Below are 26003 nucleotides of genomic sequence, written 5' to 3' on the forward strand. Positions count from 1 at the left end.
CCCGCCTGCCAGGCGGCGTCCGGCACGCACGCTCGCCGCGTTGTCGGGCTCGCCCCGATACGACCGGTATCGGGGCGACCCTCCGCCTTGCGAGCACGCACCAGACGCCGCCTGGCCCGCCCTACGGGCGGACGACGCTACTTTCGAAACACGCCCTGATCCGCCCGGTTCACCGCCGACAGCACGGCCTGGATCGACGCGGTGAGGACGGACGTGTCCTGGCCCGCCCCCCAGATCCGCTCCCCGCCGGTGCCGACCCGGCACTGCGTGTACGCCATCGCCGGGCTGCCCCGCCCCGTCGGCGTCGCGTGCTCGGTGAAGTCGAGGATGTCCACCTCGATGCCCGCCGCGGCCAGCGCATGGGTGAACGCCGACACCGGGCCGTTGCCGGTGCCCTCGTAGTCGCCCTCCCGGTCGCCCACCCGCAGCGTGCAGACGAACCGGTGCTCACCGGCCGGGTTCCGGTCGGTGGACCAGGAGGTCAGGGCCACGTTCCCGTCCCGCCCGGGGGCCAGGTACGCCGCCTCGAAGAGTTCCCACAGATCCTTCGGCGTGGCCTCCAGGCCGCTGTCGTCGGTCGCGGTCTGCACCGTGCGGGAGAAATCCGCGCGCAGCCCGGCCGGCAGGTCCACCCCGTAGTTGCTCCGCAGCAGATGGGCGATGCCGCCCTTTCCCGACTGGCTGTTGACCCTAATGACCGCCTCGTACGTACGTCCCACGTCCGCCGGGTCGATCGGCAGGTACGGCACCGACCACAGGTCCGAGCCGCTGCTCGCGTGGTGGGCGAAGCCCTTGCTGATGGCGTCCTGGTGGGTGCCGGAGAACGCGGTGTGGACGAGATCGCCGCCGTAGGGGTGGCGGGGCGGCACCGGCAGCCGGTTGCAGTGCTCGACCGTGCGGCGGATCTCGTCGATGTCGGAGAAGTCGATCATCGGGTCGACGCCCTGGGCATGCAGGTTGAGGGCCAGGTTGACCAGGTCGACATTGCCGGTGCGCTCCCCGTTGCCGAACAGGCAGCCCTCCACCCGCTGTGCGCCCGCCAGGACGGCCAGTTCGGCGCACGCGGTGCCGGTGCCGCGGTCGTTGTGCGGGTGGACGGAGAGGATCACGGCGTCGCGCCGTTCCAGGTGACGGTGCATGTACTCGATCTGGTCCGCGTACACATTCGGCGTGGCGATCTCCACCGTGGCGGGCAGGTTGTGGATGACCGGCCGGTCCGGACAGGCGTCCCACAGCTCGGTGAGGCCGTTGCAGAGCTCCAGGACGAAGTCCGGCTCGGTGAGGACGAAGACCTCGGGGGAGAACTCGAACCGGATGTCCGCCGCGGGCCGCGCCCGCGCCAGGCGCTCCATCCGCGTCGCCGCCTCGCGCACCACGCCGTGCAGCTCGGTCCGGCTGCGGCCGAGCACGACATCGCGCCAGACCGGAGCGGTCGGGATGTACAGATGGACCACCGCGCGGTCCATTCCCTCGATGGATTCGAAGGTCCGCTCGATCAGATCCTGCTTGGCCGGGGTGAACACGACCACGGTGACGTCGTCCGGCACGGCGCCGCTCCCGGCCAGATGCCGGACGAAGTCGAAGTCCGTGCGGCTCGCGGACGGATAGCCGACCTCGATCTCCTTGTACCCCATGGCGACAAGCAGATCGAACATCCGGCGCTTGCGCGGGGTGTCCATGGGTTCGGCCAGTGCCTGATTGCCGTCCCGCAGGTCGACGGGCACCCAGAGCGGGGCCTTCTCGATCCGGGCCTCGGGCCAGGTGCGCCCGGTCAGCGGGACCTCGACGCGGTCGAAGGCCGAACGGTAGCGGTGGGACGGCATGGAGCCGGCGCGCTGCGGGTTCCAGCGGGGTGCGTCGGCGGGCACGGGCCCGCGCGGGGTGCAGATGGTGGGGAAGCTGTGCATCGGTGACAGACGGTCGGACATGAAGGCGGTCTCTTCTCGCATCGCCGGATGCGACCGGCACAGCACGGCACCCCGCGGCGGGGTGCCGGTCGCTTCAGGCCCCGCCGCGGCAGCCGAGAAGAAGGAGACCGCTGTGCGTCATGCCCGGTAGAGTAGCCAGGAAGCAAGTCCTCAGACAACCTGACAGGTGAAACCCGTGTCCTCGCTCGGTCCGCTCCGCCCCAGCCCCCTGGTCGAACAGGCCACGCACCATCTGCGCGAGCAGATCACCGAGGGGCACTGGCCGGTCGGCACGAAGATTCCCGGCGAGACCACCCTGGCCAAGACCCTCGGAGTGGGCCGCTCCACCGTCCGTGAGGCGGTGCGCACCCTGGCCACGCTCGGCCTGCTCCAGCCCCGTCAGGGCGCGGGTGTCTTCGTCATCGCCGACCACGTGACGGAGGACTGGCCGACCCGACTGCGCCGGGCCTCGGTCACCGACGTCTACGAGGTGCGCATGCTGATCGAGGTCCAGGCCGCCCGGCTGGCCGCGCGACGCCGCACGGACGAGGACCTGGTCGCCCTCGACGCGGCACTCACCGCGCGGCGGGCGGCGGGGGCGGGAGGGGATGCCGAGTTCGTCGACGCGGACATCGCCCTGCACCGGGCCGTGGTGGTCGCGGCCCACAATCCCGTACTCACCGACCTCTTCGGCGAGTTCGCCCCCGCGCTGAGGCAAGGGCTCATCGACCTCGTCGAGCTGTTCGGCCTGCGCCGCGAGGATCCGCACCACGGCGATGCGAGCCATGACGCACTGGTGCGGGCCGTCGTGGCCGGTGACGCGGATTCGGCGGGCCGGGCCGCGCAGACCGAGCTGGAGGCCACGCTGGCCCGGCTGCGGGCGGCGTAGGGCCGACGGCTCCGACGCGTCGCGGCGGCGCGCCCGGCCGCGGGGTGTCGGGGACGAAACCGGCAACCGGCCCCCGGGGGCCACGGAACCGTGGTCGACGCCGGGATCGCTCCCGTCCGCCCGGCGCACGGCCGGGATGCCGCGCCGGGTTTCTACGCAAGGTCACGGGGACGACGCCGCCCGGCTCTCCCCGCTCAGTCACGCGAACCTCGACGTGCTGGGCCGCTATGGCTTCCGCGCCTCCACTCCGGCCGGCGACGGCCCGCGCTTGCTGCGTGCCCCGACCGCTGCGCGACCCGCCCACTGCGCGATCCGCCCGCTGCGCGGCCCCGGCCGTGGTCGAGCCCGACGACGGCGGTACGGCCGGGCCGCCCGGCGTCGGCCCTGCACCCTGGAGGGATTGAAGAGCGAATTGGAAAAATCAAGATTCACGGCTTGGAATCTTAAAAAACTCAAGGTACAAATGAATGGCGAGCGTGACGCCGAGAGAAGGGGGCCAGCGTGGACTGGCAGGAACTGACGGACCTGACGCAGGGGCGGCCGTTCGTGGTCGAGCGTGTCCGCCTCGCCGGTAGCGGTGTCGTGGTCGAGGGGCAGTTCGAGCCGCCGCAGCTGGCTCAACTCGGCGTCGACGACCAGGTGTTCGTTGCCGCGTTCGTACGGTCGCACGGTTCGATCAAGGAGATGGAGCGGATCTTCGGGGTGAGCTACCCGACGATCAAGTCCCGGCTGAAGCGGATCGGTGAAGCCCTCGATTTCGTCGACACCGATCCGGTGCCCACCAGCGCCGATGTCGTCGACCGCCTGCAACGGGGGGAGATCAGCGCCCAGGAGGCGCTGGCCGAGCTGGAGAGGCCCCGATGATGCCGTTCCTGGTGACGGTGAGCCATCGCCGTCCCGATGGCCGCCGGTGGCGGCTGCACGTCCCCGTCCTGCCGGTCCTGCTGGTGCTGTCGCCGCTGCTGCTGCTCGCCGTGACGGCCGGACTGGTCGCATGCCGCGCCACCCGGGTGAGCCCGGCGGGCGCGCTGCGCGTCACCGGACAACTGCTGTGGGCGCTGCCCGGCACCCGGTTCGAGATCGAGCAGGGCCGAACGGCCGTGCTGGTAAGCGTCAGATGAGTCAGAGGGGAAGAGCAACGATGAATGAGCAACGCCGCCAGATCCTGCAGATGCTGGCCGAAGGCAAGATCACCGCGGACGAGGCCGAGCGGCTGATCGGCGCCCTCGAACGCCAACAGCCCGAGTCCCCGGCGGGAGCCGCGCCCCGCCCGAAACCCCGACCCAAGTACCTGCGCGTGGTGGTGAACTCGGAGGACGAATCCGGTGGCGACGGGCCGAGCCGGGTCAACATCCAGATCCCGCTCCAGCTGCTGCGCGCCGGGGTCCGGCTCGCGAGCCTTGTCCCTCCGCAGGCACTCACCAAGGTCAACGCGGAGCTCAACAAGTCAGGGGTGCCGATCGACCTCACCGAGCTCAAGCCGCAGCACCTCGAGGAGCTCGTCGAGCAGCTCGGCGACGTCGTCGTCGACGTCGACGACCCCGACGGAAAGGTGCAGGTGTTCTGCGAGTGACACGTGCGTCGTCGGCGGCGTGCTGCAGTCGGTCGCCGGCGTGGTCTTCGTCGATGCCGTCGCCGTGGCCATCGGTTTCCGCTCCGCGGAGGCCAAGGCCCTGGAGTGGCCGGCGGCGTTCGGGCTGCTCGTGCTCTTGGCCCCGGCGCTCACCTGGATCGCGGTCAAGACGGGCATGGCCGGCCCGAACCCCGAGGCCGTCGGCGACGCGGCCACGCCGCTGATCCTCCTGCCGCTCATCTCCAGCGCCTTCACCCCGGCCGGCACGATGCCGGGCTGGTTCCGGCCGATCGCCGAGTGCCGGCCCTTCACCCCGGCCGTCGAGCCCCTGCGCGGCCTGCTGCTGAGGGGTGTCCCGTGATCCCTGGTGAATCAGCGCGCGGCGTCGGATGCGGTGCATCGCAAGGCGGAGGGATGTCCGCATAGTTGGATGTATGCGGATGTTCCGGCAACGTGGCGAGGTGCGGTAGCTGTCGTCGCGCGCCCGCCATGGGCACGGGACACCCCTCAGGCACCGAGATCGGTGACAACGGATGGCTCGCGATCGTCCGGTGCGTCGGCCTGATCGCGCTCGGCCACCGCTGGTCGACAGCGCAGTTCGACCGTGACCCGGAACGACTGCGCGGGCCGCCTCCCGCAGACCGTCCCGCTCCAGGGCGGCGTACTCCGACGGCCGCGTCGGCGTACGTCGCCCTGTCGGCGTCCTCGGTCTGCCGGGCCGGGCCGGTGCGCCTCCGGGCCCGGTCGCCCCGGGCCCGGAGCGCCGAGTACCGGCGTCGGGTTCGGAGAAAGAACGCGGATGCGCCCCCGACCACCCCCGTCGCGTGATGCCCCGTTCACCTTCCGGCGGGCGGTCGGCCGTGAATCGGGGATGACGAGGGCCACTCCCGGTGGCGGCCGGAAACGCGGCGCGTCGGCGGCTGTTCGGCGTCCCCGGTGCGGCGGCCCTCCCTCGGAAAGCCCTTGGCCTGCGTGTTCTCGGAAACGCGCGGCCCCGCGGCCGAAGTCGGCGAGTTATGGCAAGACTTGGGCGGGACACGGTCTCGTGACTTGCAGGACACACTCGGGCAACGGAAGCGCCTTCAACTCTTGACACCCACCCCCTCAAGGCAGGAACCTTCCGACATCGACGCATGGGAGCGCTCCCACATCGTGCGGGGATTCCCGTCCGAACGGCACTGCCCGTGTCCTCCCCCCTGAACCACCCGGCACCCGCGCTCACCGGTGCGTATGCCACGCAGTCAGAACGCCAGTCCCACCCTGGAACAAGGAGTAGTGGAATGCGCATCACCCGCACCGTCGCCGGCCGGAGCCGCAGAGCCGCGGTTCTGGCCACCACGGGGCTGACAGCCTCGGCCCTGTTGCTGACCGGCTGCAGCAGCGACTCGGACTCATCGGGCAGCACGGGCCCCGATGCGAACGGGAAGATCACGCTGACCGTCGCCGACTTCGGGCAGTTCGGCTACAAGGAGGCCGGGCTCTTCGCCAAGTACCACGAGCTGCACCCGAACATCACGGTCAAGGAAGACGTCACCTCCGACGAGAAGGTCTACTACCCCAAGCTGCTCCAGCAGTTGAACTCGGGCAGTGGTCTCGCCGACGTCCAGGGCATCGAGGTCGGCCGGATCAAGGAGATCGTCGACACCAAGGCGAACGCCTTCGCCGACCTCAGCAAGGTGATCAACGTCGACGACTGGGTCTCCTGGAAGGAGAAGCAGGCCACCACGCCCGACGGCGCGGTGATCGGCGCGGGTACCGACATCGGTCCGATGTCGCTCTGCTACAACACCGACCTCTTCAAGAAGGCCGGCCTGCCGACCGACCGCGAGGAGGTCGCGAAGAAGGTCTCCGGCGGCTGGGAGGACTACCTCAAGCTCGGTGAGGAGTACAAGAAGAAGGCCCCCGCGGGCACCTACTTCATGGACTCCGCGAGCGCCATGTTCAACGCAGTGGTGAGCTCGAACGCGAAGCAGTACTACGACGAGAGCGGCAAGCCGGTCTACAAGGAAAGCCCCAGCGTCGAGCAGGGCTGGAACCTGGCCGCCGAGGCGGCGTCCAAGAAGCTGACGCAGGGCCTCGCCCAGTTCAACGACCCGTGGAAGGCCGCCCTGCGCAAGGGCACCGTCGCCACCGTGGCCTGCCCCGCGTGGATGGCCGGTCAGATCTCGGTCAACGCCGGTGACGCCAACAAGGGCAAGTGGAACATCACCACCGCGCCCGGTGCGACCGCCGCCAACTGGGGCGGTTCGTTCCTCGCCGTGCCCAAGTCCGGCAAGAACGTCGACGAGGCCACCAAGCTCGTCAAGTGGCTGACCGCCCCCGAGCAGCAGGCCGCCGTCTTCAAGGCGATCGGCAGTTTCCCGTCCAACAAGGGCGCGTACGACCTGCCCGACGTGAAGAACGCGAAGCTGGAGTACTTCAACGACGCGCCGATCGGACAGATCTACGCCGACGAGGCCAAGTCGATCCCCGAGACGGTGCTCGGCCCGAAGGACGGCGTCATCAAGGACACCATCTCCACCCAGATCAACAACATGGAGCAGCGCGGCACCAGCCCGGACGACGCGTGGAAGGCGGCGACCAGCGCGATCGACAAGGCGATCGGCTGACCGTCGCCGGTGCGGGCGGCCTCCAGGAGCCGCCCGCTCCGGCACGCGCCCCCCGTCATCTGCCCCGCCCCCGGCCCACGCCCGCCCCTCACCCGGGCGACCCCGTTACTCAGGGAAGGACTCCCGCCCGTGGCCACCTCGACTCCCACCCGGGATTCATACGCACCGCCACCCTCCGGCGGCTCCCCGCACGCGTCGGTGCCGTCCCGCCGACGGGCCTGGCGGAGCCGGCTGTGGCGGTTCGACGACAAGGCGTCGCCGTACGCCTACATCGCTCCGTTCTTCCTCGTCTTCGGCGCCTTCGGGCTCTATCCGCTGCTCTACACCGGATGGATCGCCCTGCACCGGGTGGAGATGACCGGCCTCGACCGGATGGAGTGGGTCGGCTGGGACAACTTCGACAAGATCCTGCACGACGCCGAGTTCTGGACGGCGGTCGGCAACACCTTCCTGATCGGGGTCATGTCGACGGTCCCGCAACTGCTGGTCGCGCTCGGCCTGGCCCATCTTCTGAACTACCGGCTGCGTGCCAGCACCTTCTGGCGGACGGTCATCCTCACCCCGTACGCCACCTCCGTGGCCTCCGCGGCCCTCGTCTTCGCCCTGGTCTTCCGGGCCGACGGCGGACTGCTCAACTGGGCGCTGCACTTCGTCGGCCTCGGCGACACCAACTGGGCCAACGGCCACTGGACCTCGAAGATCGCCATCTCCGTCATCGTGATCTGGCGCTGGACGGGTTACAACACGCTGATCTACCTGGCCGCCATGCAGGCCGTACCGAGCGATCTGTACGAGGCCGCGTCGCTGGACGGCGCGTCGCGCTGGCAGCAGTTCCGCAAGGTGACCATCCCCTCGCTGCGGCCCACGATCCTCTTCACGATCGTCATCTCGACCATCGGCTCCATGCAGTTGTTCGGTGAGCCCCTGCTCCTGGAGGGCGGCACGCTCGGAGCGACCGGCGGCAACGAGAATCAGTACGAGACGCTCAGCGTCTACCTCTACAACTACGGCTGGAACCTCGGGCACCTCGGCCCGGCCGCCGCAGTGGCCTGGGCGATGCTCGCCCTCCTGCTGATCATCGCCGCGGTCAACTGGCTCATCGGCCGCCTCGTACGCAAATCCGCGGTCTGACCGGGAGCGATTTCCATGACCATGACCAGCCCCACCACAGCACCGGAACTCGGCATCCCGCAGCCGGTCCACCGGGCGACGCGGCGCCCCACCCGCTTCCGGCCGGGCGCGGGCAAGCAGTTGCAGGGCGGCCCGTTCGCCTACATCGCCCTGGCCGTCGTCGGCATCGGCTCGCTCCTGCCGCTCTACTGGACCCTGGTGGCCGCGTCCCACACGCAGGACGAAGTGCTCGCCACCACACCGCCGTTCCTGCCCGGCAGGCGGCTGCTGCACAACCTCGACAGCGCCTGGAACCAGGCACACCTCGGCAAGGCGATCGTCAACAGCGTCATCGTCTCCAGCTGCATCACGGCGGCGACGCTCTTCTTCTGCACGCTGGCCGGCTACGCCTTCGCCAAGATGCGCTTCAAGGGCCGCGGCGCGCTGATGACCGGGGTCGTCGCCACGCTCACGATCCCGCCGCAGCTCAGCGTCGTCCCGCTGTTCATGATGATGTCCGACATCGGCTGGGGCGGAAAGCTGGAGTCGGTGATCTTCCCGACCCTGGTCAGCGCGTTCGGCGTGTTCTTCATGCGGCAGTACCTGAGCGAGGCGCTGCCCTACGAACTCATCGAGGCCGCCAAGATCGACGGCGCCAACAACTTCCGCATCGTGCGCAGCGTGGTCCTCCCGGTGGCCCGCCCCGCGATGATGGTGCTGGGGATGCTCACCTTCGTACAGGCCTGGAACGACTTCTTCTGGCCCTACCTCGCCCTCAATCAGCAGAACCCCACGCTCCAGGTGGCCCTCGGTCAGCTGAGCGCCTCCTACACCCCCGACCAGAGCATCGTGATGGCCGGTGCGCTGATCAGCACCCTGCCGCTGCTCGTGGTCTTTGTGATCTTCGGCAAGCAGATCGTCGGAGGGATCATGTCCGGCGCCGTCAAGGGCTGACCGAGCGTCACCCGCCCCACCCCGGACGCTCCGTACGGACTGTCTCCCGACCGCAGGCCGTACGGCCCGGAGCCCCACCCCTTACCTGCCCCTGTCCGTCCATCCCTGGGAGCGCTCCCGCATGACTGCTGTACGACCCGACATCGCCCCGAAGCAGGCACCCGAGGCAGCGGACTTCCCGACCGGTTTCGTCTGGGGAGCGGCCACCGCCGCCTACCAGGTCGAGGGCGCCGCGGCCGAGGACGGCCGCACCCCCTCCATCTGGGACACCTTCAGCCGCACTCCGGGCAAGGTCCGCAACGGTGACACCGGAGACATCGCCGCCGACCACTACCACCGCTACCGCGACGACGTGGCGCTGATGAAGCAGCTCGGCCTGAAGGCCTACCGCTTCTCCGTCTCCTGGTCCCGGGTGCAGCCCACCGGCCGCGGCCCCGCCGTCGAACGCGGACTGGACTTCTACCGCAGGCTCGTCGACGAGCTCCTGGAAGCGGGCATCGCGCCCGTCGCCACTCTCTACCACTGGGACCTGCCCCAGGAGCTGGAGGACGCCGGCGGCTGGCCCCAGCGGGTGACCGCCGAGCGCTTCGCCGACTACGCCGCCATCATGGCCGGCGCCCTCGGCGACCGCGTCACGACCTGGACCACCTTCAACGAGCCGTGGTGCTCGGCCTTCCTCGGTTACGGCTCCGGCGTGCACGCCCCCGGCCGCACCGAGCCGGCCGCCGCCCTGCGCGCGGCCCACCATCTCAACCTCGCCCACGGCCGGGCGATCGAGGTTCTGCGCGACCGACTCCCCGCTGCCGCGCAGACCTCGGTCACCCTCAACCTCCACCAGGTCCGCCCGCTGACCGGCAGTGAGGCCGACATGGACGCGGCCCGCCGGATCGACGCGGTGGGCAACCGGGTCTTCACCGGCCCGATGCTGCGCGGCGCGTACCCCGAGGACCTGATCGCCGACACCTCGCACCTGGTGGACTGGTCGACGCTGGTCCGGGACGGCGACCTGGCCGCCATCTCCCGGCCGGTCGACGTCCTCGGCGTCAACTACTACACGCCGACGCTGGTCTCCACGCCCGCCGACGGTTCCGGCGACTCGCGCGACGACGGCCACGGCAACAGCGACCACTCGCCGTGGCCCGGCTCCGAGCACGTCGCCTTCCACCTCTCCGAGGGCAAGAAGCGCACCGCGATGAACTGGGCGATCGACCCCGACGGGCTGTACAACCTGCTCGTCGACGTCTCCCGCGAGAACCCCGGCCTGCCGCTGATGGTCACCGAGAACGGCGCGGCCTTCGACGACTACGTCTCGCCCGAGGGCCGGGTGGAGGACCCCGAGCGGATCGACTACCTGCGCGGCCATCTCGACGCCGTACAGCGGGCCGTGGCCGACGGGGCGGACGTCCGCGGCTACTTCCTGTGGTCCCTGATGGACAACTTCGAGTGGGCGTACGGGTACTCCAAGCGCTTCGGCGCCGTCTACGTCGACTACGCCACCCAGCGCCGCATCCCCAAGGCGAGCGCCCACTGGTACGCCGACGTCATCCGTCGCCACGCACTGCCCCCCGTCACCGACCTCGGCTGAGCCCGACCGGCACACGCCCCCTCCCGAGACCCGGCCGTCCGCGCCGGGTCTCCGTCATTTCCCGCCGACACCGGCGGTCGCGGAACCCGATATGCCGTCCCCGTAGAATGGGAGCGCTCCCATAATTGATGCTGCGGATAAGGCCGCCGGGCCCGGACGAGTGTCAAGGGAGCCGACACCAGGACTTGGTTCGGTTATCCGACTGTGAGAAATTGACCGCGAACGGGAGGCAGCCATGGCGGCAGCGCGAGTACGGAGCGGCGGGCGGCCCACGCTCGAAGAGGTCGCGGCACGGGCGGGGGTGGGGCGAGGGACGGCCTCACGGGTCATCAACGGCTCCCCGCGGGTCAGCGCGCACACCCGTGAGGCGGTGGAGGCGGCCGTCGCCGAACTGGGCTACGTGCCCAATCGCGCGGCCCGTGCGCTCGCGGGAAACCGTACCGACGCCATCGCCCTCGTCGTGCCCGAGCCGGAGACCCGCTTCTTCGCCGAGCCGTACTTCTCCGACATCGTCCGCGGTGTCGGCGCGGCGCTCGCCGACACCGACATGCAACTGCTGCTCACCCTCGTCGGCAACGACCGCGAGCGCCGACGGCTGGCCCAGTACCTGACCGCGCACCGTGTCGACGGAGTGCTGCTGGTCTCCGTCCACGCCGACGACCCGCTGCCGGACCTGCTGGAACAGCTCGGCATGCCGGCCGTGATGAGCGGCCGCAGGTCCGCCTCCGAATCGCTCGCCTCGGTCGACTCCGACAACTTCGAGGGTGCCCGCGCCGCCGTCGACCACCTGATCGCCCGGGGCCGCCGCTCCATCGCCACGATCACCGGGCGTCTCGACGTCTACGGTGCCCGGCGCCGCCTCGACGGCTACCGCAAGGCGGTCTCCGAGGCCGGTCTCGGCCCCGACGAGCAACTGATCGCCCGCGCCGACTTCAGCGAGGAGAGCGGCGCTCGGGCCATGCGCGAGCTGCTCGCCCGCCGCCCCGACGTCGACGCGGTCTTCGCCGCCTCCGACGTCATGGCCGCGGGAGCCCGCCAGGTGCTCCGCGAGGCCGGCCGGCGCATCCCGGACGACGTGGCCCTCATCGGCTTCGATGACTCGGCCGTGGCCCGTCACATGGACCCGGCGCTCACCAGCGTGCGCCAGCCGATCGAGGAGATGGGCCGCACGATGGCCCGGGTGCTGCTCCAGGAGATCGCGGGCGAGAACCAGGAGCGTCCGCAGATCGTGCTCCCCACGGAACTGATCGTCCGCGACTCCTCGTGACTGCCGTCACACGGCCGCCCGGTGAGGGGGGCTCAGACACGAGAAGGGCCCCGGTCATCGACCGGGGCCCTTCCCATCAGGGTGAGTAACGGGACTCGAACCCGCGACATCCTGGACCACAACCAGGTGCTCTACCATCTGAGCTATACCCACCATGCCCGGTCTTTTCTGACCGGCCGAGAAAAAGTGTACAGGGTCCGAGAGGGTGCTCGCGCCCCCATTGTTCAGCCGCCGGTCCCAGCCCCCGAAAGGCCTATGACCAGCGGCTTCACAAGGACCTACGGCGTGGGCGGCGCGACGTGCGCCGCGATCGCCTTGGCGCGCTCCGAGTCCGGACCGGGCTGCGGCACGAAGATCGCCTCGCGGTAGTAGCGCAGCTCCGTGATGGAGTCACGGATGTCCGCGAGCGCCCGGTGGTTGCCGTTCTTCTCCGGACTGTTGAAGTACGCCCTCGGGTACCAGCGGCGCGCCAGCTCCTTGACCGAGGACACATCGACGATCCGGTAGTGGAGGTAGCCCTCCAGGGCCGCCATGTCCCGCGCCAGGAAACCTCGGTCGGTGGAGACCGAGTTTCCGCAGAGCGGGGCCTTGCCGGGTTCCTTCACGTGCTCGCGGACATAGGCCAGCACCTGGGCCTCGGCGTCGGCCAGGGTGGTGCCCCGGGCCAGCTCGTTGAGGAGGCCCGAGGCGGTGTGCATCTGGCGCACCACCTCGGGCATCGTCTCCAGGGCCGTGTCCGGCGGGCGGATCACGATGTCCACCCCTTCGCCGAGCACGTTCAGCTCCGAGTCGGTGACCAGTGCGGCCACCTCGATGAGTGCGTCTTCCGTCAACGAGAGCCCGGTCATCTCGCAGTCGATCCACACCATGCGGTCGTTCATGGCCCCACCCTACGGGGCACTCCGCTGACCCGGCAGGGTCGGGCGTCCGGTGGAGTACGCGTCGGGTCCCGGTTTGCCGTGCTCCGGCTGCCCCGTCCCGACCGCCGCCGACGTCACGACATGCGGGCCCGGAGGGGCGGCCGCGGCCGTGGCACGACGGCCGGCCGAGGGCCCCTGGGCGGGCACGACCGGCTCGATCGTCGCGGTGACCGGCTCCGCGCCGCCGCCCTGCGGACGACGGGCCCGGTAGGCGGCCCGGTACGCGGCGGGGGAGGAGCCCAGCTGGCGCCGGAAGTGCCCGCGCAGCGCGACCGGCGAGCGGAAGCCGCAGCGGCCCGCGACCTCGTCGACCGAGTACTCGGACGTCTCCAGCAGGCGCTGCGCCTGCAGCACCCGCTGGGTGATCAGCCACTGGAGCGGTGCGCTGCCGGTGAGCGAGCGGAACCTGCGGTCGAAGGTCCGCCTGCTCATGTAGGCGCGCGCCGCCAGCGTCTCCACGTCGAACTGCTCGTGGAGATGCTCCAGCGCCCAGGCCACGACCTCGGCGAGCGGGTCGGAGCCGATCTCCTCAGGTAAAGACCTGTCGAGGTAGCGCTCCTGCCCGCCACTGCGCCGCGGCGGCACGACGAGCCGGCGGGCCAGTGCCCCGGCGGCCTCCGTGCCGTGGTCCGTGCGGACTATGTGCAGGCAGAGATCGATCCCGGCCGCCGTCCCGGCAGAGGTGAGCACGTCGCCGTCGTCGACGAAGAGCTCGCGCGGGTCGACGTGCACCGACGGATAGCGCTTGGCCAGCGTCGGTGCGTACATCCAGTGCGTGGTCGCCGGTCGGCCGTCCAGCAGGCCGGCGGCGGCGAGCACGAACGCCCCGGTGCACAGCCCGACGATGCGGGCCCCCTCTTCATGCGCGCGGCGCAGTGCGTCCAGCGCCTCCGCGGGCGGCGGTGAGGTGATCGAACGCCAGGCGGGCACCACGACGGTGCCGGCCCTGCTGATCGCCTCCAGCCCGTAGGGCGCGGTGAGTTCGAGTCCCCCGGTGGTCCGCAGCGGTCCCTCTTCCCCGCCGCAGACGAGGAGTCGGTAGCGCGGAACTCCCGCGTCCTGGCGGTCGATTCCGAACACGGAGAGCGGGATCGAGCTCTCGAAGATGGGGCCGCCGCTGAACAGCAGCACGGCGACGACTTCCCGTCGTCGTCGTCCACTGAGCTTCCGTACAGCCTCCGTTGCGGCGGCGGAGTCCTGGCTCATGACGCTAAGCCCCCCTCGGTGTTCGCGTCTTTCTGGTCCTTACGGGCCTGTCGCTCCTGCACTTTTCCCCTCGGTCCTGCACGAGTCCCCAGTCTTCGATACCCAAGATCGAATCTACTGCGTCCCGTGGTGCCGGCGTGACAAGTTCACCAACCGGCGTTATGTCGACAAGGCAACTTGGCGGGAAGCATTCGATCACGAAGGGTTTCACTCGGCGGCCGTGCAGGGAAGTGCGCCTCGCCTTGATGGCCCAACCCCGTCGGGTAGAAGCGTACCGCGCGGTCTCTTCCTGCCTGGTGGCAAGGGGGTTGATCGGCCAATTCGGCAAGGATGCGACAGGGGTATGAAGTTGGCTGAAAATAGATGGTTGTGCGTACGTGATTCGGTCAGTGGACCGGCGCACAACCGTGATGAGCGGTTGCTTCTTTGCGCCCCTCGGCAGGTGGGCGGCCGATCGCGGGGAGTGGCGCGACGGCCTCGCCGGGCAGTCGGATCCTGCCCGGCGGACCGACATGCGCCCCCCGGCCGGGCGGCGGGCTCCGGGCGGGGCGGGCGGGCCGGGGTGACGCCGGGGTGACTCCCGGGGTCGGATCTCGGGGCCGGCGGTCGACGGCGGGGTGATGATCCAACTCCGGGTGCGCGGCGGCTGCGCGGTGCGGCGGAGGGGGTGACGGACGGGGTCCCGCCGGTCACCCGGCGGAGCCGTCCGGGCCCGGCGTCGTCGATGTACCGCGCAACCGGCATTGCCATACGGGTCCGCCTCGGGCATGCTCCGTGAAACGTCGCGCGCGCTTTGCGCGGGTCTGGGCAGTGGAGGAGTGGCGCCGTACCCTTGGGGGTAAGGGGTTGGGAAGATGATTCCCGGACACCGCAACACCGCCCGCTGACGCACCTTCCCCAAGTCGCTCTCCTCACGAGGACTCTCTTCGCCGAGACACCGATGGCCGGTCACGAAATCCCCGAACCCGCCGACCGCAAGCAGGTAGCCGACCCCATGTCGGACCCGCAGGCGGTCGAAGAGACACGTCATTCCTGCGATCCCGCCTTCCGGCATGGGGTCGTGGTCGGCTTCGACGGCTCGACCTCCAGTGAGCGCGCCCTCGCATACGCCATCGGCATGGCCCGAAGATCAGGTTCCGGCCTGATCATCGTCCATGTCGCCAATCGGCTGCCGACCACGGTCTGGGCAGGCTGCGAGCCGCCCGTCTTCGTCGATGTGCCCGATCACCGCACCGAGGTGCTCGGCCTGGAGCTGGCCTGCGCGGACTACCTCTCCGAGGTTCCCTGGGTGCTCGTGGAGCGCGGCGGGGACATCTGTCACGAGCTGGAGGAAGTCGGCCGGGAGTACTCGGCGGACGCCATCGTCGTCGGCTCCACGCACGGCATCGCCGGCCGCATCTTCGGCTCGGTGGCGGGGCGGCTCGCGCGTCGCGCGCAGCGGCCGGTCGTCGTCATCCCCTGACTGTTCCGCGTCCCGGCGGTCCCTGTCGCCACCCCTGTCACAGGGGTGGCTCTTTTCACCGACGTGGCGTCAACTCGCCTGTGGAAACCGGCAATCCATTGTCGCGCACAGGTGGATTGCGCGCTTGTGAAAGGTGCATAAGCCTCATGGGGCAGCAGGATCACCGCATGTGAAGGGAGCCCTCCGTGGACGATGGCGACTCTGCGGAAAGCACCGGCACCGCTGCCCCCGGCCATCTCGCCCCGCGACTCACCCTGTTGGGGTTCGGTATCGGTCACACCGGGGTCGTCGCGAGCCCGGCGGCATCGGGACGAGAGGCCCCGGGGCGGGCGGCGGCCCGCACGGGAGCGGCCCCGTACCCACGACGGCGGTGGGTACGGGGCCGCTCTGCCGGGCACGGCCCGTGCGGGGCGCTACTCGACGGTGACGGACTTCGCCAGGTTGCGCGGCTTGTCGATGTCACGGCCCATGGCCAGCGCCGTGTGGTACGCGAACAGCTGGAGCGGGATGCCCATCAGGATCGGGTCCAGCTCGTTCTCGTTCTTCGGCACGACGATGGTGTGGTCGGCCTTCTCCTGCACCTGGTGGGCGACGGCGAGGATACGGCCGCTGCGGGCCTTGATCTCCTCCATCGCGGCGCGGTTCTTCTCCAGCAGATCGTCGTCCGGCACGATCGCGACCGTCGGCATCGCGGGCTCGATCAGCGCCAGCGGCCCGTGCTTCAGCTCGGAGGCCGGGTACGCCTCCGCGTGGATGTACGAGACCTCCTTGAGCTTCAGCGAGGCCTCACGGGCGACGGGGTAGCCGCGCACCCGGCCGATGAACATCATCGACTTGGCGTCCGCGTACTGGGCCGCCATCTCCTTGATCTCGTCCTCGTTCGCCAGGATCTCGCTGATCTGGGCGGGCAGCCTGCGCAGCCCGTCGATGATCCGCTTGCCGTCGGCGACCGACAGATCCCGGATCCGGCCCAGGTGCAGGGCGAGCAGCGCGAACGCGACGACCGTGTTCGTGAAGCACTTGGTGGAGACGACACAGACCTCGGGGCCGGCGTGGACGTACGTACCGCCGTCGGCCTCCCGGGCGATCGCCGAACCCACCACGTTGACGACACCGAGCACCCGGGCGCCCTTGCGCTTGAGCTCCTGGACGGCGGCCAGCACGTCGTACGTCTCGCCGGACTGGGAGACCGCGACGTACAGCGTGTCCGGGTCGACGACCGGGTTGCGGTAGCGGAACTCCGAGGCGGGCTCGGCGTCCGCGGGGATACGGGCCAGCTCCTCGATCAGCTGCGCGCCGATCTGGCCCGCGTGGTACGAGGTGCCGCAGCCCAGGATCTTGATCCGGCGGACCCCGCGCGCCTCGCGGGCGTCCAGGTTGAGCCCGCCCAGGTGCACGGTGGCGAAACGGTCGTCGATCCGGCCGCGAAGCACCCGGTCGACGGCGTCGGCCTGCTCGGAGATCTCCTTGTGCATGTACGTGTCGTGGCCGCCCATGTCGTACGACTCGGCCTCCCACTCCACGGTGGTCGGCGTGGCCGTCGTGGACGAACCCTCCGTCGTGTACGTACGGAAGTCGTCGGCCTTCAGGGTGGCCATCTCGCCGTCGTCGAGGGTGACGACCTGACGGGTGTGGGCGACCAGCGCGGCGACGTCGGAGGCGACGAACATCTCCTTCTCGCCGATGCCGAGGACGACCGGGGAGCCGTTGCGGGCGACCACGATGCGGTCGTTGAAGTCGGCGTGCATGACGGCGATGCCGTACGTGCCCTCGACCGAGCGCAGCGCCTCGCGGACCTTCTCCTCCAGGGTGTCCGCCTGGGCGCGGGCGATCATGTGGACCAGCACCTCGGTGTCGGTCTCGGAGAGGAAGGTGATGCCGTCGGCGACGAGCTTCGCGCGCAGCTCGTCGGCGTTGTCGATGATGCCGTTGTGGACGACGGCGACCCTGTTGTCGGCGTCCAGGTGCGGGTGCGCGTTCTCGTCGCTCGGGGCGCCGTGGGTGGCCCAACGGGTGTGGGCGATACCGGTGGTGCCGGTGAAACGCTTGGGGACGCGGGCCTCCAGCTCGCGGACCCGGCCCTTCGCCTTGACCATCTTCAGGGCGGCGGGCTTCCCGGCCGACGCCTTGCCGGTGATGACGATGCCCGCGGAGTCGTAACCCCGGTACTCCAGCCGCTGCAGCCCTTCCAGCAGCAGCGGGGCCACATCACGCTTCCCGATATACCCGACGATTCCGCACATAGAGTCTCTGCCCCTCCATCGACGTACCTGTGGTGCTCGTTGCTCAGCCGTAGACGATGCGGCGCAGCTGGCGGAGCGAGAGCTCCGGCGGCGCGACCGCCCGGTGCGGCAGCTCGGCCGCGATCCGCTCGAAGATCTCCGCGTTCACCAGGCCGCCGGACTGCAGTTCGCGGTGGCGGCGGCGGACGAAGTCGTCGGTCGTCTCGTCGAAGTACGCCAGCACGTCGAGGACCACCCGGGCGGCCTCGCCGCGCTGGAGCGCGGTGCTGCGCACCAGGTGATCGATGAGGTCGTCATGCGACGAGCGGCGTTCGAGCACTCGTTGATATTGCGGTGGGCGGAGCACTTACGCAACAATTCTGCCCGATATCGGGCAGGGCTGGGTGTGATTGCGCTCTCGGGCGGGCTCGGAGGTGATCGATGAGTGCATCGGGACGCCTGCGATTCACAGACGCTTCAGGACGGCCTGCTTGGCGGCCGTGAACTCGTCGTCGGTGAGTATCCCGGCCTGACGCAGCTCACCGAGCTCCCGCAGCCGGCGCAGCAGCGCATCGTGGTCGTCCGCGGGCGGCGCGGGGGCGGACGTCACCGCGCCGCCCGGGGCAGGGGCCGGGATCTTTGCGGGCCGCGCGCTTCCGGCCCCGGCTCCGGCCTCCTGCGTCGCCGCGCCCGGCAGCCGGACCAGTACCGCCGCCGCGACCAGTGCCGCCGTGTACTCCTTCTTGGACAGCCCCCACAGATCCAGCGAGTACGGGTCGAACTCGGCCGCCGGGGCCGGAGCCGTGGCCGCGCCCCGTACGAAGCGCAGATGGCCGTTCTCCAGGCCGATGGCGGGCATCCAGTGCACCCCGGTCACCTCCGACACCGGAAAGGCGACCGGGCCGGCCGAGCTCTTGACCTCCTTGGCCTTCCAGTTCCAGGTGAGGCGGATGGTCTCCCCGTCGAACGAGGCCGTGCCGTCCCCGCCGCCCCCGGCCACCGGCACCGAGGGGCCCGGCAGCAGGAAGCCGTCCACCGGACCGGTGGGCACCTGCTCGATCAGCAGGGCGCTGCGCACCTCCCCGACGAAGTACTCCGCTACTCCACTGCGGTCCTTCTCCACGGCCAGCTGGTACGGATCCGAGGCGTCCTTGAGCCTGCCCTCCGCGGCGCGCAGGACCGGGCACGCGCCGTCGCGCAGCCGCAGTCGCAGCCGGCCTCCCTTGCGGCCGGGTTCGAAGGCGATGCCCGCCAGGGCCCGGAGCGGGACGACCCGTTCGCCCAGCTCCTGCCGGAGGGGATGGATGCCCTTGCCCCCGCCCGGCACGATCCGCACCGTCTCGCCGTCGAACGTCCATGCCCCGTCGCGCTGGATTATTTCCGCCATGAGCCGGATTCTCTCAGCCGCATAACGGGGAAGTGGTCTACACCTTGACCGTCCGTGGGGCAGGCGATACGCATGGTGATGGTTCGGTCAGGAGATCCACAGGTGTGAACCCGTCGAAAGGGACCCGGCTTGTGAGACTGCACAGGACACAGCGCATCGCTCTTCCCCGTCTTCTCGGCTCGCTGCTGCTCGTCACGGCGGCCGGTATCTCCAGTGTCGGCGCGGCGCCGCAAGGGCACGCGGCGAGCGGCGGGACGGCCACGGCCGCAACGCCCCGTCCGCTCGGGCAGATAGTGCCCGCCCCCGCCGAGGCGAAGCCCGGCGGCACTCCGTACACCATCACCGCGGACACCAGGATCCGCGTCGAGGGCGACTCCCGCGAGGCCCGGAAGATCGGCGACTACCTGGCGGGCGTGCTCCGCCCGTCCACCGGGTACGCCCTGCCGGTCACCGGCCGGGGAGGCGACGGCATCCGGCTCCGGCTCGACTCCCACGACAAGGGGACGGGCGCCGAGGGCTACACGCTGAAGTCGAACCGGGGCTCGGTCACCATCACCGCGCGCGGCCCGGCAGGGCTCTTCCACGGCGTCCAGACGCTGCGCCAGCTGCTCCCGGCCGACGTGGAGAAGGACAGCCGCCAGAAGGGCCCGTGGAAGGTCGCTGGAGGCACGGTCGAGGACGCGCCCCGGTACGCGTACCGCAGCGCCATGCTGGACGTCTCGCGGCACTTCTTCTCCGTGGCCGAGGTCAAGCGCTACATCGATCAGCTCGCCCTCTACAAGATGAACAAGCTCCATCTGCATCTCTCCGACGACCAGGGCTGGCGCATCGCCATCGACTCCTGGCCGCGGCTCGCCACCTACGGAGGACAGACCGAGGTCGGCGGGGGAGTCGGCGGCTACTACACGAAGAGCGACTACAAGGAGATCGTCCGGTACGCGTCCTCCCGCTATCTGGAGGTCGTGCCGGAGATCGACCTGCCCGGCCACACCAACGCGGCACTCGCCTCGTACGCGGAGCTGAACTGCGACGGTGTCGCGCCGCCGCTCTACACCGGCACCGCCGTCGGTTTCAGCTCGCTCTGCGTCCCCAAGGCCGTCACGTACGACTTCGTGGACGACGTGATCCGTGAGCTGGCCGCGCTCACCCCCGGAAAGTACCTCCACATCGGCGGCGACGAGGCGCACTCCACCAGTCACGCGGACTACGTGGCCTTCATGGACAAGGCGCAGGCCATCGTCGGCAAGTACGGCAAGACCGTGATCGGCTGGCACCAGCTGACCGGGGCCACGCCGGTCAAGGGCGCGGTCGCCCAGTACTGGGGTTACGACCGGACGGGCGCGGCCGAGCGCAAGCAGGTGGTGGACGCCGCCGTGAACGGCACGAAGCTGGTGCTGTCCCCGGCGGACCGGAGCTACCTCGACATGAAGTACGACAAGGACACCGAGCTGGGACTGGCCTGGGCCGGATATGTCTCCACCCAGCGCTCCTACGACTGGAACCCGGCGACGTACCTCGACGGGGCCCCGGAGGGCTCCGTCCTCGGTGTCGAGGCGCCGCTCTGGTCGGAGACCCTGACCAACAGCGCCGAGATCGAGCAGATGGCGTTCCCGCGGCTTCCCGGCGTGGCGGAGCTGGGTTGGTCGCCCGCGGCCACGCACGACTGGGAGACGTACAAGGTGCGGTTGGGTGCGCAGGGGCCGAGGTTCTCGGCGCTCGGCATCGACTACTACCGGGCTCCGCAGGTTCCCTGGGCCGCGGAGTGAGGTGACCGGGGCCGTCCGGCGACCGTCGCGTCGCCGGACGGCCCCGGTCTCAGGGCCTGGCGATCGGGTTCCGCAACGTGCCGACCAGCTGCAGCGCCCCCGACGGATCGGCCAGATCGACCATCTGCCTGTTGTTCCGCAACTGCAGCCGGTTCAGGCAGGACAGCGCGAACTCCTGGGTGAACATGTCGTACTGCTCGAACTTCTCGGCGAGATACGGCACCGACTCCTGGTACCCGCCGACGCATTCCGCGACCGTCCGCCAGAACGTCTCCTCGTCGAGGACGTCCTCGCTCGCCAGCCCCGCGCCCAGGAAGCGCAGGAAGCAGTCGAAGACATCGGTGAGGACCGAGAGCAGCTTCATGTCCTCGGGGACCTCGACCCGGATCCGCTCGACCCGTGGCGGCAGCACCGCGTCCGGGTCCATGACGGCGATCTCCTCGGCGATGTCCTTGAAGACCGTGCGCCGTACGACCCCGTCCTCGACGACCAGGATGACGTTCTCGCCGTGCGGCATGAACACCAGGTCGTACGCGTAGAAGCTGTGCAGCACCGGCACCAGGTAGGCGTCCAGGTAGTGGCGCAGCCACACCGCGGGCGCCAGCCCCGACTCGGCGATCAGCGCGGCGGCGACGGAGCGGCCCTCGTGGTCGGTGTGGAGCAGCGAGGCCATGGTCGCGACCCGCTCGCCGGGTGCCAGCCCGGGGACGGGGCTCTCCCGCCACAGCGCGGCGAGCATCTTCAGATAGGGCGAGCCCTTGGTGGTCGCCGCCTCGTACGTCCGGTGGTGGTAGCCGACGGCCGCCCGCTCCCGGATGATCGAGAAGCGGGCCCCGCGCAGCAGTTCGTCGCGCTCGATCAGCTCGGCCAGCCAGTCGTTGATCGCGGGGGTGGCCTCCATGTACGCGGCGGAGAGCCCGCGCATGAAGCCCATGTTGAGGACGGACAGTGCCGTCTTCACGTAATGCCGCTCCGGCGCACTGGTGTTGAAGAAGGTACGGATGGACTGCTGGGCGAGATAGGTGTCCTCGCCCTCGCCCAGGCAGACCAGATGCCGCTGCGCGAGCTCCCCGGCGAAGGTGACGGCCAGCTTGTTCCACCACTGCCAGGGGTGGACGGGGATCAGCAGGTGGTCGTCGAGGTCGAGCCCGAGACCGGACATCGTGGCCGCGAACCGGGCCAGGGTCTCCTCGCCCAGCTCGCCCGCGATCAGCGTTCCGTAGTCGAGCCCGGCGCCCGCGGTGAAGGTGGCGCGGTCGCGGCGGGCGGCGAGCCAGATGAGACGGATGCCGGACGCGGTCTCGGGGGCGTACGCCCGGTACTCGTCCACGCCGAAGCCGAGCCGCCCGTTGTTGGCGACGAAGCAGGGGTGGCCCTCGGTCATGCCGGTCTCGATCGCCTGGAACCCGGCCCGCACCAGTTCGGCGGAGGTGACGGGAGGCTTGGTCAGTTTGTACGCGGTGCCGGCCAGGGTGGAGGAGATCTCCTCCAGATAGACCGGCAGGATCTCCGCCGAGAGACCGAGTGCGGAGCGCAGCTCCACGAAGAACTCAGCCGCGTCCAGCGGTAGTTCGCAGCCGTGCCGGTGACGGGACAGGGAGTCCGGTTCGACCTGCCAGTGGTCGAGGGCGAAGAGCCGCGCGGTGAAGCGGTACTCGGTCGCCGCGTCGTCGCTGCACACCGCGTAGCGGTCGCCGCCGAGCGGCGTGGGGGTCAGCAGCCGTTCGTGGCTGAACTCGGCGAGGGCCTTGCGGATCAGCAGCCGGTTGGCGGTGGCCCAGTGCTCCGGGGTGAGGTGGGCGACGCTGTCGATGACGGCGGACATCAGGCCGGGCCTCCGGTCGCTGCGGCGAACTGTTCCCGTGTGCAGGCGCTGAGCAGGGCGTTCTTCTCCGGTTTGGCTATTTCGCCCAGCACCTCGAAGCCGACCGCCTTGTTGAGCGCGTGCACCGCGCTGTTGCGCACATCGGGTTCGACGACCACCCGGCGTACGGACGGGTCGGCGAACAGCGTCCGCATCACGGCGGTGATCACACCCAGCGTGAAGCCGTGCAGCGGGGTGTCGGCCGGGGCGACCAGGAAGTGCATCCCGATGTCGCCGGGCTCGGCCTCGTACAGCCCCTTGAGTTCGACCTCGGCGGGGTCGTACCGCTCCATCAGGAAGGCCGGCTCCCCGTCGTGCAGTCCGATGAAGGCGTCGTGGTGCGGGTGGGCGGCGATCGCCATGTACTCCCGCTCGACATCCTGGAGCTCCGCGTCGCCCATCAGCCAGAAGGCGGCCTTGGGGTGGGTGACCCAGCCGTGCACCAGCTCGGCGTCGGCGAGGGGGTCGAGGGCGCGGACGGAGAAGGTGCCGAGGGCGGTGTGCCCGGCGGCGGCACGGTTGTGCGGGCTCATACGGCGAACTCCTGGAAGGCGATGGACTTCTCGACGGGGTAGTACTCACGGCCGAGCAGCTCGCCGATGATGTACGCGTTGCGGTAGGCGCCCATGCCCAGGTCGGGCGAGGTGATCGAGTGGGTGTGCGTGCCCGCGTTCTGCAGGAAGACGCCATGGCCGGTGGTGTCGATGGAGTAGTTGCGGGCCACGTCGAAGCGGCCCCGCCCGTCCCGGCGCAACCGGTCGTCGATGCCCTTGAGGAATGCGGGCGGGCGGTAGCGGTAGCCGGTGGCGAGGATCAGGCCCTCGGTGGTGAGGGTGTAGTCCTTGCCCTGTTCCTCCTGGTGCAGGCCCAGCGTGTACGTACCGGTGCTCTCGTCGTGACTCACGGTGTTCAACGAGGAGTTGGTCAGCAGTCGGGTCGGCACCGGACCGGGCAGGTTCTTCTGGTAGAGCAGGTCGAAGATCGCGTCGATCAGCTCGCCGTCGATGCCCTTGAAGAGGCCCTTCTGTCCGGACTCCAGCCGGTAGCGGGTCTCCTCGGGCAGGGCGTGGAAGTAGTCGATGTACTCCGGGGAGGTCATCTCCAGCGTCAGCTTGGTGTACTCCAGCGGGAAGAACCGGGGCGAGCGCGTCACCCAGTTCAGCCGGTAGCCGTGCACATCGATCTCGGAGAGCAGGTCGTAGTAGATCTCGGCCGCACTCTGCCCGCTGCCGACGAGAGTGATGGACTTCTTCGCCTGAAGAGCCGCTTTCCCTTCCAGGTAACGGGAGTTGTGCAGGTAGTCGCCCCCCAGTCCCTGACAGGCGTCCGGGATGTACGGGGAAGTGCCGGTGCCCAGCACGAGCCGCGGGGCGCGGAAGACGCCGCCGGTGGTGGTGCGGACGGTGTAGAGCGCGCTGCCCTCGTCGTAGGTGACCGACTCGACGGTCTCGTCGAAGCGGACGCTGCTCAGTTCGGCGGCGGCCCAGCGGCAGTAGTCGTTGTACTCGGTCCGCAGCGGGTAGAAGTTCTCCCGGATGTAGAAGGAGTACAGCCGCCCGCGCTCCTTCAGATAGTTCAGGAAGGAGTACGGCGACGTCGGGTCGGCCATCGTGACCAGGTCCGACATGAACGGCGTCTGGAGATGGGCGCCTTCGAGGAACATCCCGGAGTGCCATTCGAAGTCCGGCTTGGACTCCAGGAACACCCCGTTCAGTTCGTCGATCGGCTCGGTCAGACAGGCGAGCCCCAGATTGAACGGGCCGAGCCCGATCCCGATGAAGTCGTGGGGGCCGCGGGAATCACGGGGTTCAGGAAGCGCGGTCAAGGGAGTCTCCCAGGTACTGCTCGGCGTGGCCGGAGATCAGGTCGAGTACCGCGGCGATGTCCAGCGCGGTCGTTTCGGGGTTGAGCAGGGTGAACTTCAGGTACTGGCGGCCACCGACCTTCGTGCCGGCGACGACGGCCTCGCCGGAGGCGAAGAGCGCCTTGCGGGCGTGGAGATTGGCCCGGTCGATCTCGATGGGCGCGGTGACGCCGGACGGGATGTAGCGGAACACCAGCGTGGAGAGCCGCGGCTCCACGACGACGTCGAAGCGCGGATCGGCGGCCAGCAGCCGCCAGCCCTCGGCGGCCAGGTCGCAGACCTCGTCGAAGAGCCTGCCGACACCGTCCGCGCCCATCACGCGCAGCGTCATCCACAGTTTCAGGGCGTCGAATCTGCGGGTGGTCTGGAGCGACTTGTCCACCTGGTTGGGGATGCGTTCGGCGGCCATCCGCTGCGGGTTGAGGTACTCGGCGTGGTACGTGGCGTGGCGCAGCGTTGCCCGGTCCCGGACCAGTACGGCCGAGGAACTCACCGGCTGGAAGAAGGACTTGTGGTAGTCCACGGTGACCGAGTCGGCGTGCTCGATGCCGTCGAGGAGGTGCCGGCGCGTGGGCGAGGCGAGCAGGCCGCAGCCGTACGCGGCGTCGACGTGCAGCCAGGTGGAGAACTGCCGGCAGAGCGCGGCGATTTCGGGCAGCGGGTCGATGGAGCCGAAGTCGGTGGTGCCCGCGGTGGCGACGACGGCCATCGGTACGGCGCCTTCGGCGACGCACTGCTCCAGGGCGCGGGCCAGCGCCACGGTCTGCATGCGCTTGTTGTGGTCGACGGGGACGGCGATGACCGAGTCCGGTCCCAGACCGAGGAGTTTCGCCGACTTCTGGACACTGAAGTGGCTGCATTCGGAGGTGAGGACGCGCAGCCGGGTGAAGTGGTGGGGCGGTGTCTTGGCCTCTTCTCGGGCGAGCAGCAGGGCCTGCAGATTGGACTGCGTGCCGCCGCTGGTGAAGATGCCGTCGGCGGCCGGGCCGAGCCCGATCCGGCCCGCGGTCCAGTCGATGAGACGGCGCTCGATCAGGGTGCCCCCGACGCTCTGGTCCCAGGTGTCCAGCGAGGAGTTGACGGCCGAGAGCACGGCCTCGCCGAGTACGGCGGGAATGACCACCGGGCAGTTGAGGTGGCCCAGATAGCGGGGGTGATGGAAGTAGACGGCGTCCTGGAGGTAGACGCGGTCGAGCTCGTCGAGGGCGGCGGACGCGTCGCCCAGCGGTCGGTCCAGATCGATCGCGTCGACGACGGGAGTGAGCTCGTCGACGGAGATACCGGTGAACGGCCGGTCTGTGGCGGCGAGTTTGGCTGCGACCCGTTCGACTCCTGCGGTCACGGAGCGCCGGTAGTGCTCCGCGGTCGTGTCGTTGAGCAGGTGCGAACGCATGAAGGGGTCCTCCCGGATGCGGGGA

At 69.9% G+C, this 26003-nt stretch carries 21 protein-coding genes, 1 tRNA gene and 2 pseudogenes; 13 read left to right on the plus strand and 11 right to left on the minus strand.

Annotated elements, in window-relative coordinates:
* Positions 1-137: 137 nt before the first annotated feature.
* Positions 138-1928 carry a 2-isopropylmalate synthase gene (gene leuA, locus ACIQCZ_RS07815; protein ID WP_402280567.1) on the minus strand — a complete coding sequence of 597 codons (1791 nt, stop codon included), beginning with the start codon at positions 1926-1928 and terminating at the stop codon, positions 138-140.
* A 175-nt stretch (positions 1929-2103) separates the two neighbouring features.
* Between leuA and ACIQCZ_RS07820 the strand changes: the two genes are divergently transcribed.
* From ACIQCZ_RS07820 to ACIQCZ_RS07870, 11 genes and pseudogenes are all read left to right on the plus strand, one after another.
* On the plus strand, positions 2104-2796 hold the full coding sequence (locus ACIQCZ_RS07820) for a FadR/GntR family transcriptional regulator (RefSeq protein WP_402280568.1): 693 nt from the start codon (positions 2104-2106) through the stop codon (positions 2794-2796).
* A gap of 501 nt (positions 2797-3297) precedes the next feature.
* On the plus strand, positions 3298-3660 hold the full coding sequence (locus tag ACIQCZ_RS07825; RefSeq protein WP_402280569.1) for a DUF2089 domain-containing protein: 363 nt from the start codon (positions 3298-3300) through the stop codon (positions 3658-3660).
* Positions 3657-3917 carry a hypothetical protein gene (locus tag ACIQCZ_RS07830; protein ID WP_402280571.1) on the plus strand — a complete coding sequence of 87 codons (261 nt, stop codon included), beginning with the start codon at positions 3657-3659 and terminating at the stop codon, positions 3915-3917. The genes ACIQCZ_RS07825 and ACIQCZ_RS07830 overlap by 4 nt, the downstream gene beginning before the upstream one ends.
* 20 nt (positions 3918-3937) lie before the next feature.
* Positions 3938-4369 carry an SHOCT-like domain-containing protein gene (locus ACIQCZ_RS07835; RefSeq protein WP_402280572.1) on the plus strand — a complete coding sequence of 144 codons (432 nt, stop codon included), beginning with the start codon at positions 3938-3940 and terminating at the stop codon, positions 4367-4369.
* A 7-nt stretch (positions 4370-4376) separates the two neighbouring features.
* Positions 4377-4715, plus strand: a pseudogene (locus tag ACIQCZ_RS07840) (ABC transporter permease); the annotation flags it as partial.
* 164 nt (positions 4716-4879) lie between these two features.
* Positions 4880-4984: pseudogene (locus tag ACIQCZ_RS07845) on the plus strand (ABC transporter permease); the annotation flags it as partial.
* Between the two features lie 665 nt (positions 4985-5649).
* Positions 5650-6978 (plus strand): ABC transporter substrate-binding protein, encoded by a 1329-nt coding sequence (locus ACIQCZ_RS07850; protein ID WP_402280574.1) that lies wholly within the window; start codon positions 5650-5652, stop codon positions 6976-6978.
* Positions 6979-7107: 129 nt separating this feature from the next.
* Entirely contained in the window at positions 7108-8109 is a 1002-nt protein-coding gene (locus ACIQCZ_RS07855) for a carbohydrate ABC transporter permease (protein ID WP_402280575.1), read from the plus strand.
* A 15-nt stretch (positions 8110-8124) separates the two neighbouring features.
* Positions 8125-9042 (plus strand): carbohydrate ABC transporter permease, encoded by a 918-nt coding sequence (locus ACIQCZ_RS07860; protein ID WP_402280577.1) that lies wholly within the window; start codon positions 8125-8127, stop codon positions 9040-9042.
* A 121-nt stretch (positions 9043-9163) separates the two neighbouring features.
* Entirely contained in the window at positions 9164-10627 is a 1464-nt protein-coding gene (locus ACIQCZ_RS07865; protein ID WP_376219104.1) for a GH1 family beta-glucosidase, read from the plus strand.
* 235 nt (positions 10628-10862) lie between these two features.
* Positions 10863-11894: a LacI family DNA-binding transcriptional regulator gene (locus ACIQCZ_RS07870; RefSeq protein ID WP_351073249.1), complete on the plus strand. Its 1032-nt coding sequence runs from the start codon at positions 10863-10865 to the stop codon at positions 11892-11894.
* Positions 11895-11974: 80 nt separating this feature from the next.
* Here ACIQCZ_RS07870 and ACIQCZ_RS07875 read toward each other — a convergent pair.
* The 3 genes from ACIQCZ_RS07875 to ACIQCZ_RS07885 all read right to left on the minus strand — a co-directional run bounded on the left by ACIQCZ_RS07875 (position 11975) and on the right by ACIQCZ_RS07885 (position 14020).
* Positions 11975-12047, minus strand: a tRNA-His gene (locus tag ACIQCZ_RS07875).
* A 125-nt stretch (positions 12048-12172) separates the two neighbouring features.
* The gene (gene orn, locus ACIQCZ_RS07880) at positions 12173-12775 is read right to left on the minus strand and encodes an oligoribonuclease (RefSeq protein ID WP_402280579.1); all 603 of its coding nucleotides are present in this window, start codon (positions 12773-12775) and stop codon (positions 12173-12175) included.
* A gap of 9 nt (positions 12776-12784) precedes the next feature.
* Positions 12785-14020 (minus strand): helix-turn-helix domain-containing protein, encoded by a 1236-nt coding sequence (locus ACIQCZ_RS07885; RefSeq protein ID WP_402280581.1) that lies wholly within the window; start codon positions 14018-14020, stop codon positions 12785-12787.
* Between the two features lie 940 nt (positions 14021-14960).
* On the opposite strand from ACIQCZ_RS07885, the gene ACIQCZ_RS07890 reads away from it, so the two are divergent.
* Positions 14961-15482, plus strand: coding sequence for a universal stress protein (locus tag ACIQCZ_RS07890; protein ID WP_266361344.1), 522 nt, complete (start codon positions 14961-14963; stop codon positions 15480-15482).
* A 413-nt stretch (positions 15483-15895) separates the two neighbouring features.
* Here the strand turns inward: ACIQCZ_RS07890 and glmS are convergent, their stop codons facing one another.
* The 3 genes from glmS to ACIQCZ_RS07905 all read right to left on the minus strand — a co-directional run bounded on the left by glmS (position 15896) and on the right by ACIQCZ_RS07905 (position 19091).
* On the minus strand, positions 15896-17725 hold the full coding sequence (gene glmS, locus ACIQCZ_RS07895) for a glutamine--fructose-6-phosphate transaminase (isomerizing) (protein ID WP_402280582.1): 1830 nt from the start codon (positions 17723-17725) through the stop codon (positions 15896-15898).
* A 43-nt stretch (positions 17726-17768) separates the two neighbouring features.
* Positions 17769-18044 (minus strand): hypothetical protein, encoded by a 276-nt coding sequence (locus ACIQCZ_RS07900; protein ID WP_093900391.1) that lies wholly within the window; start codon positions 18042-18044, stop codon positions 17769-17771.
* 126 nt (positions 18045-18170) lie between these two features.
* Complete coding sequence (locus ACIQCZ_RS07905; RefSeq protein WP_402280584.1) at positions 18171-19091, minus strand: DUF4429 domain-containing protein; 921 nt, start codon at positions 19089-19091, stop codon at positions 18171-18173.
* A 131-nt stretch (positions 19092-19222) separates the two neighbouring features.
* On the opposite strand from ACIQCZ_RS07905, the gene ACIQCZ_RS07910 reads away from it, so the two are divergent.
* Entirely contained in the window at positions 19223-20857 is a 1635-nt protein-coding gene (locus ACIQCZ_RS07910) for a beta-N-acetylhexosaminidase (RefSeq protein WP_402280585.1), read from the plus strand.
* 49 nt (positions 20858-20906) lie between these two features.
* On the opposite strand, the gene ACIQCZ_RS07915 is transcribed toward ACIQCZ_RS07910, so the two are convergent.
* The 4 genes from ACIQCZ_RS07915 to ACIQCZ_RS07930 are packed head-to-tail and all read right to left on the minus strand — an operon-like array spanning position 20907 to position 25978.
* Complete coding sequence (locus tag ACIQCZ_RS07915) at positions 20907-22682, minus strand: IucA/IucC family protein (RefSeq protein WP_402280587.1); 1776 nt, start codon at positions 22680-22682, stop codon at positions 20907-20909.
* The gene (locus ACIQCZ_RS07920; protein WP_402280588.1) at positions 22682-23254 is read right to left on the minus strand and encodes a GNAT family N-acetyltransferase; all 573 of its coding nucleotides are present in this window, start codon (positions 23252-23254) and stop codon (positions 22682-22684) included. Before ACIQCZ_RS07920 ends, ACIQCZ_RS07915 begins: the two co-directional genes overlap by 1 nt.
* Positions 23251-24546, minus strand: coding sequence for a lysine N(6)-hydroxylase/L-ornithine N(5)-oxygenase family protein (locus ACIQCZ_RS07925; RefSeq protein WP_402280590.1), 1296 nt, complete (start codon positions 24544-24546; stop codon positions 23251-23253). Before ACIQCZ_RS07925 ends, ACIQCZ_RS07920 begins: the two co-directional genes overlap by 4 nt.
* Positions 24530-25978: a pyridoxal phosphate-dependent decarboxylase family protein gene (locus ACIQCZ_RS07930; RefSeq protein ID WP_402280591.1), complete on the minus strand. Its 1449-nt coding sequence runs from the start codon at positions 25976-25978 to the stop codon at positions 24530-24532. Before ACIQCZ_RS07930 ends, ACIQCZ_RS07925 begins: the two co-directional genes overlap by 17 nt.
* Positions 25979-26003: the final 25 nt, after the last annotated feature.

It is taken from the genome of Streptomyces sp. NPDC093149 (assembly GCF_044754145.1).
Taxonomy (GTDB): Bacteria; Actinomycetota; Actinomycetes; order Streptomycetales; family Streptomycetaceae; genus Streptomyces.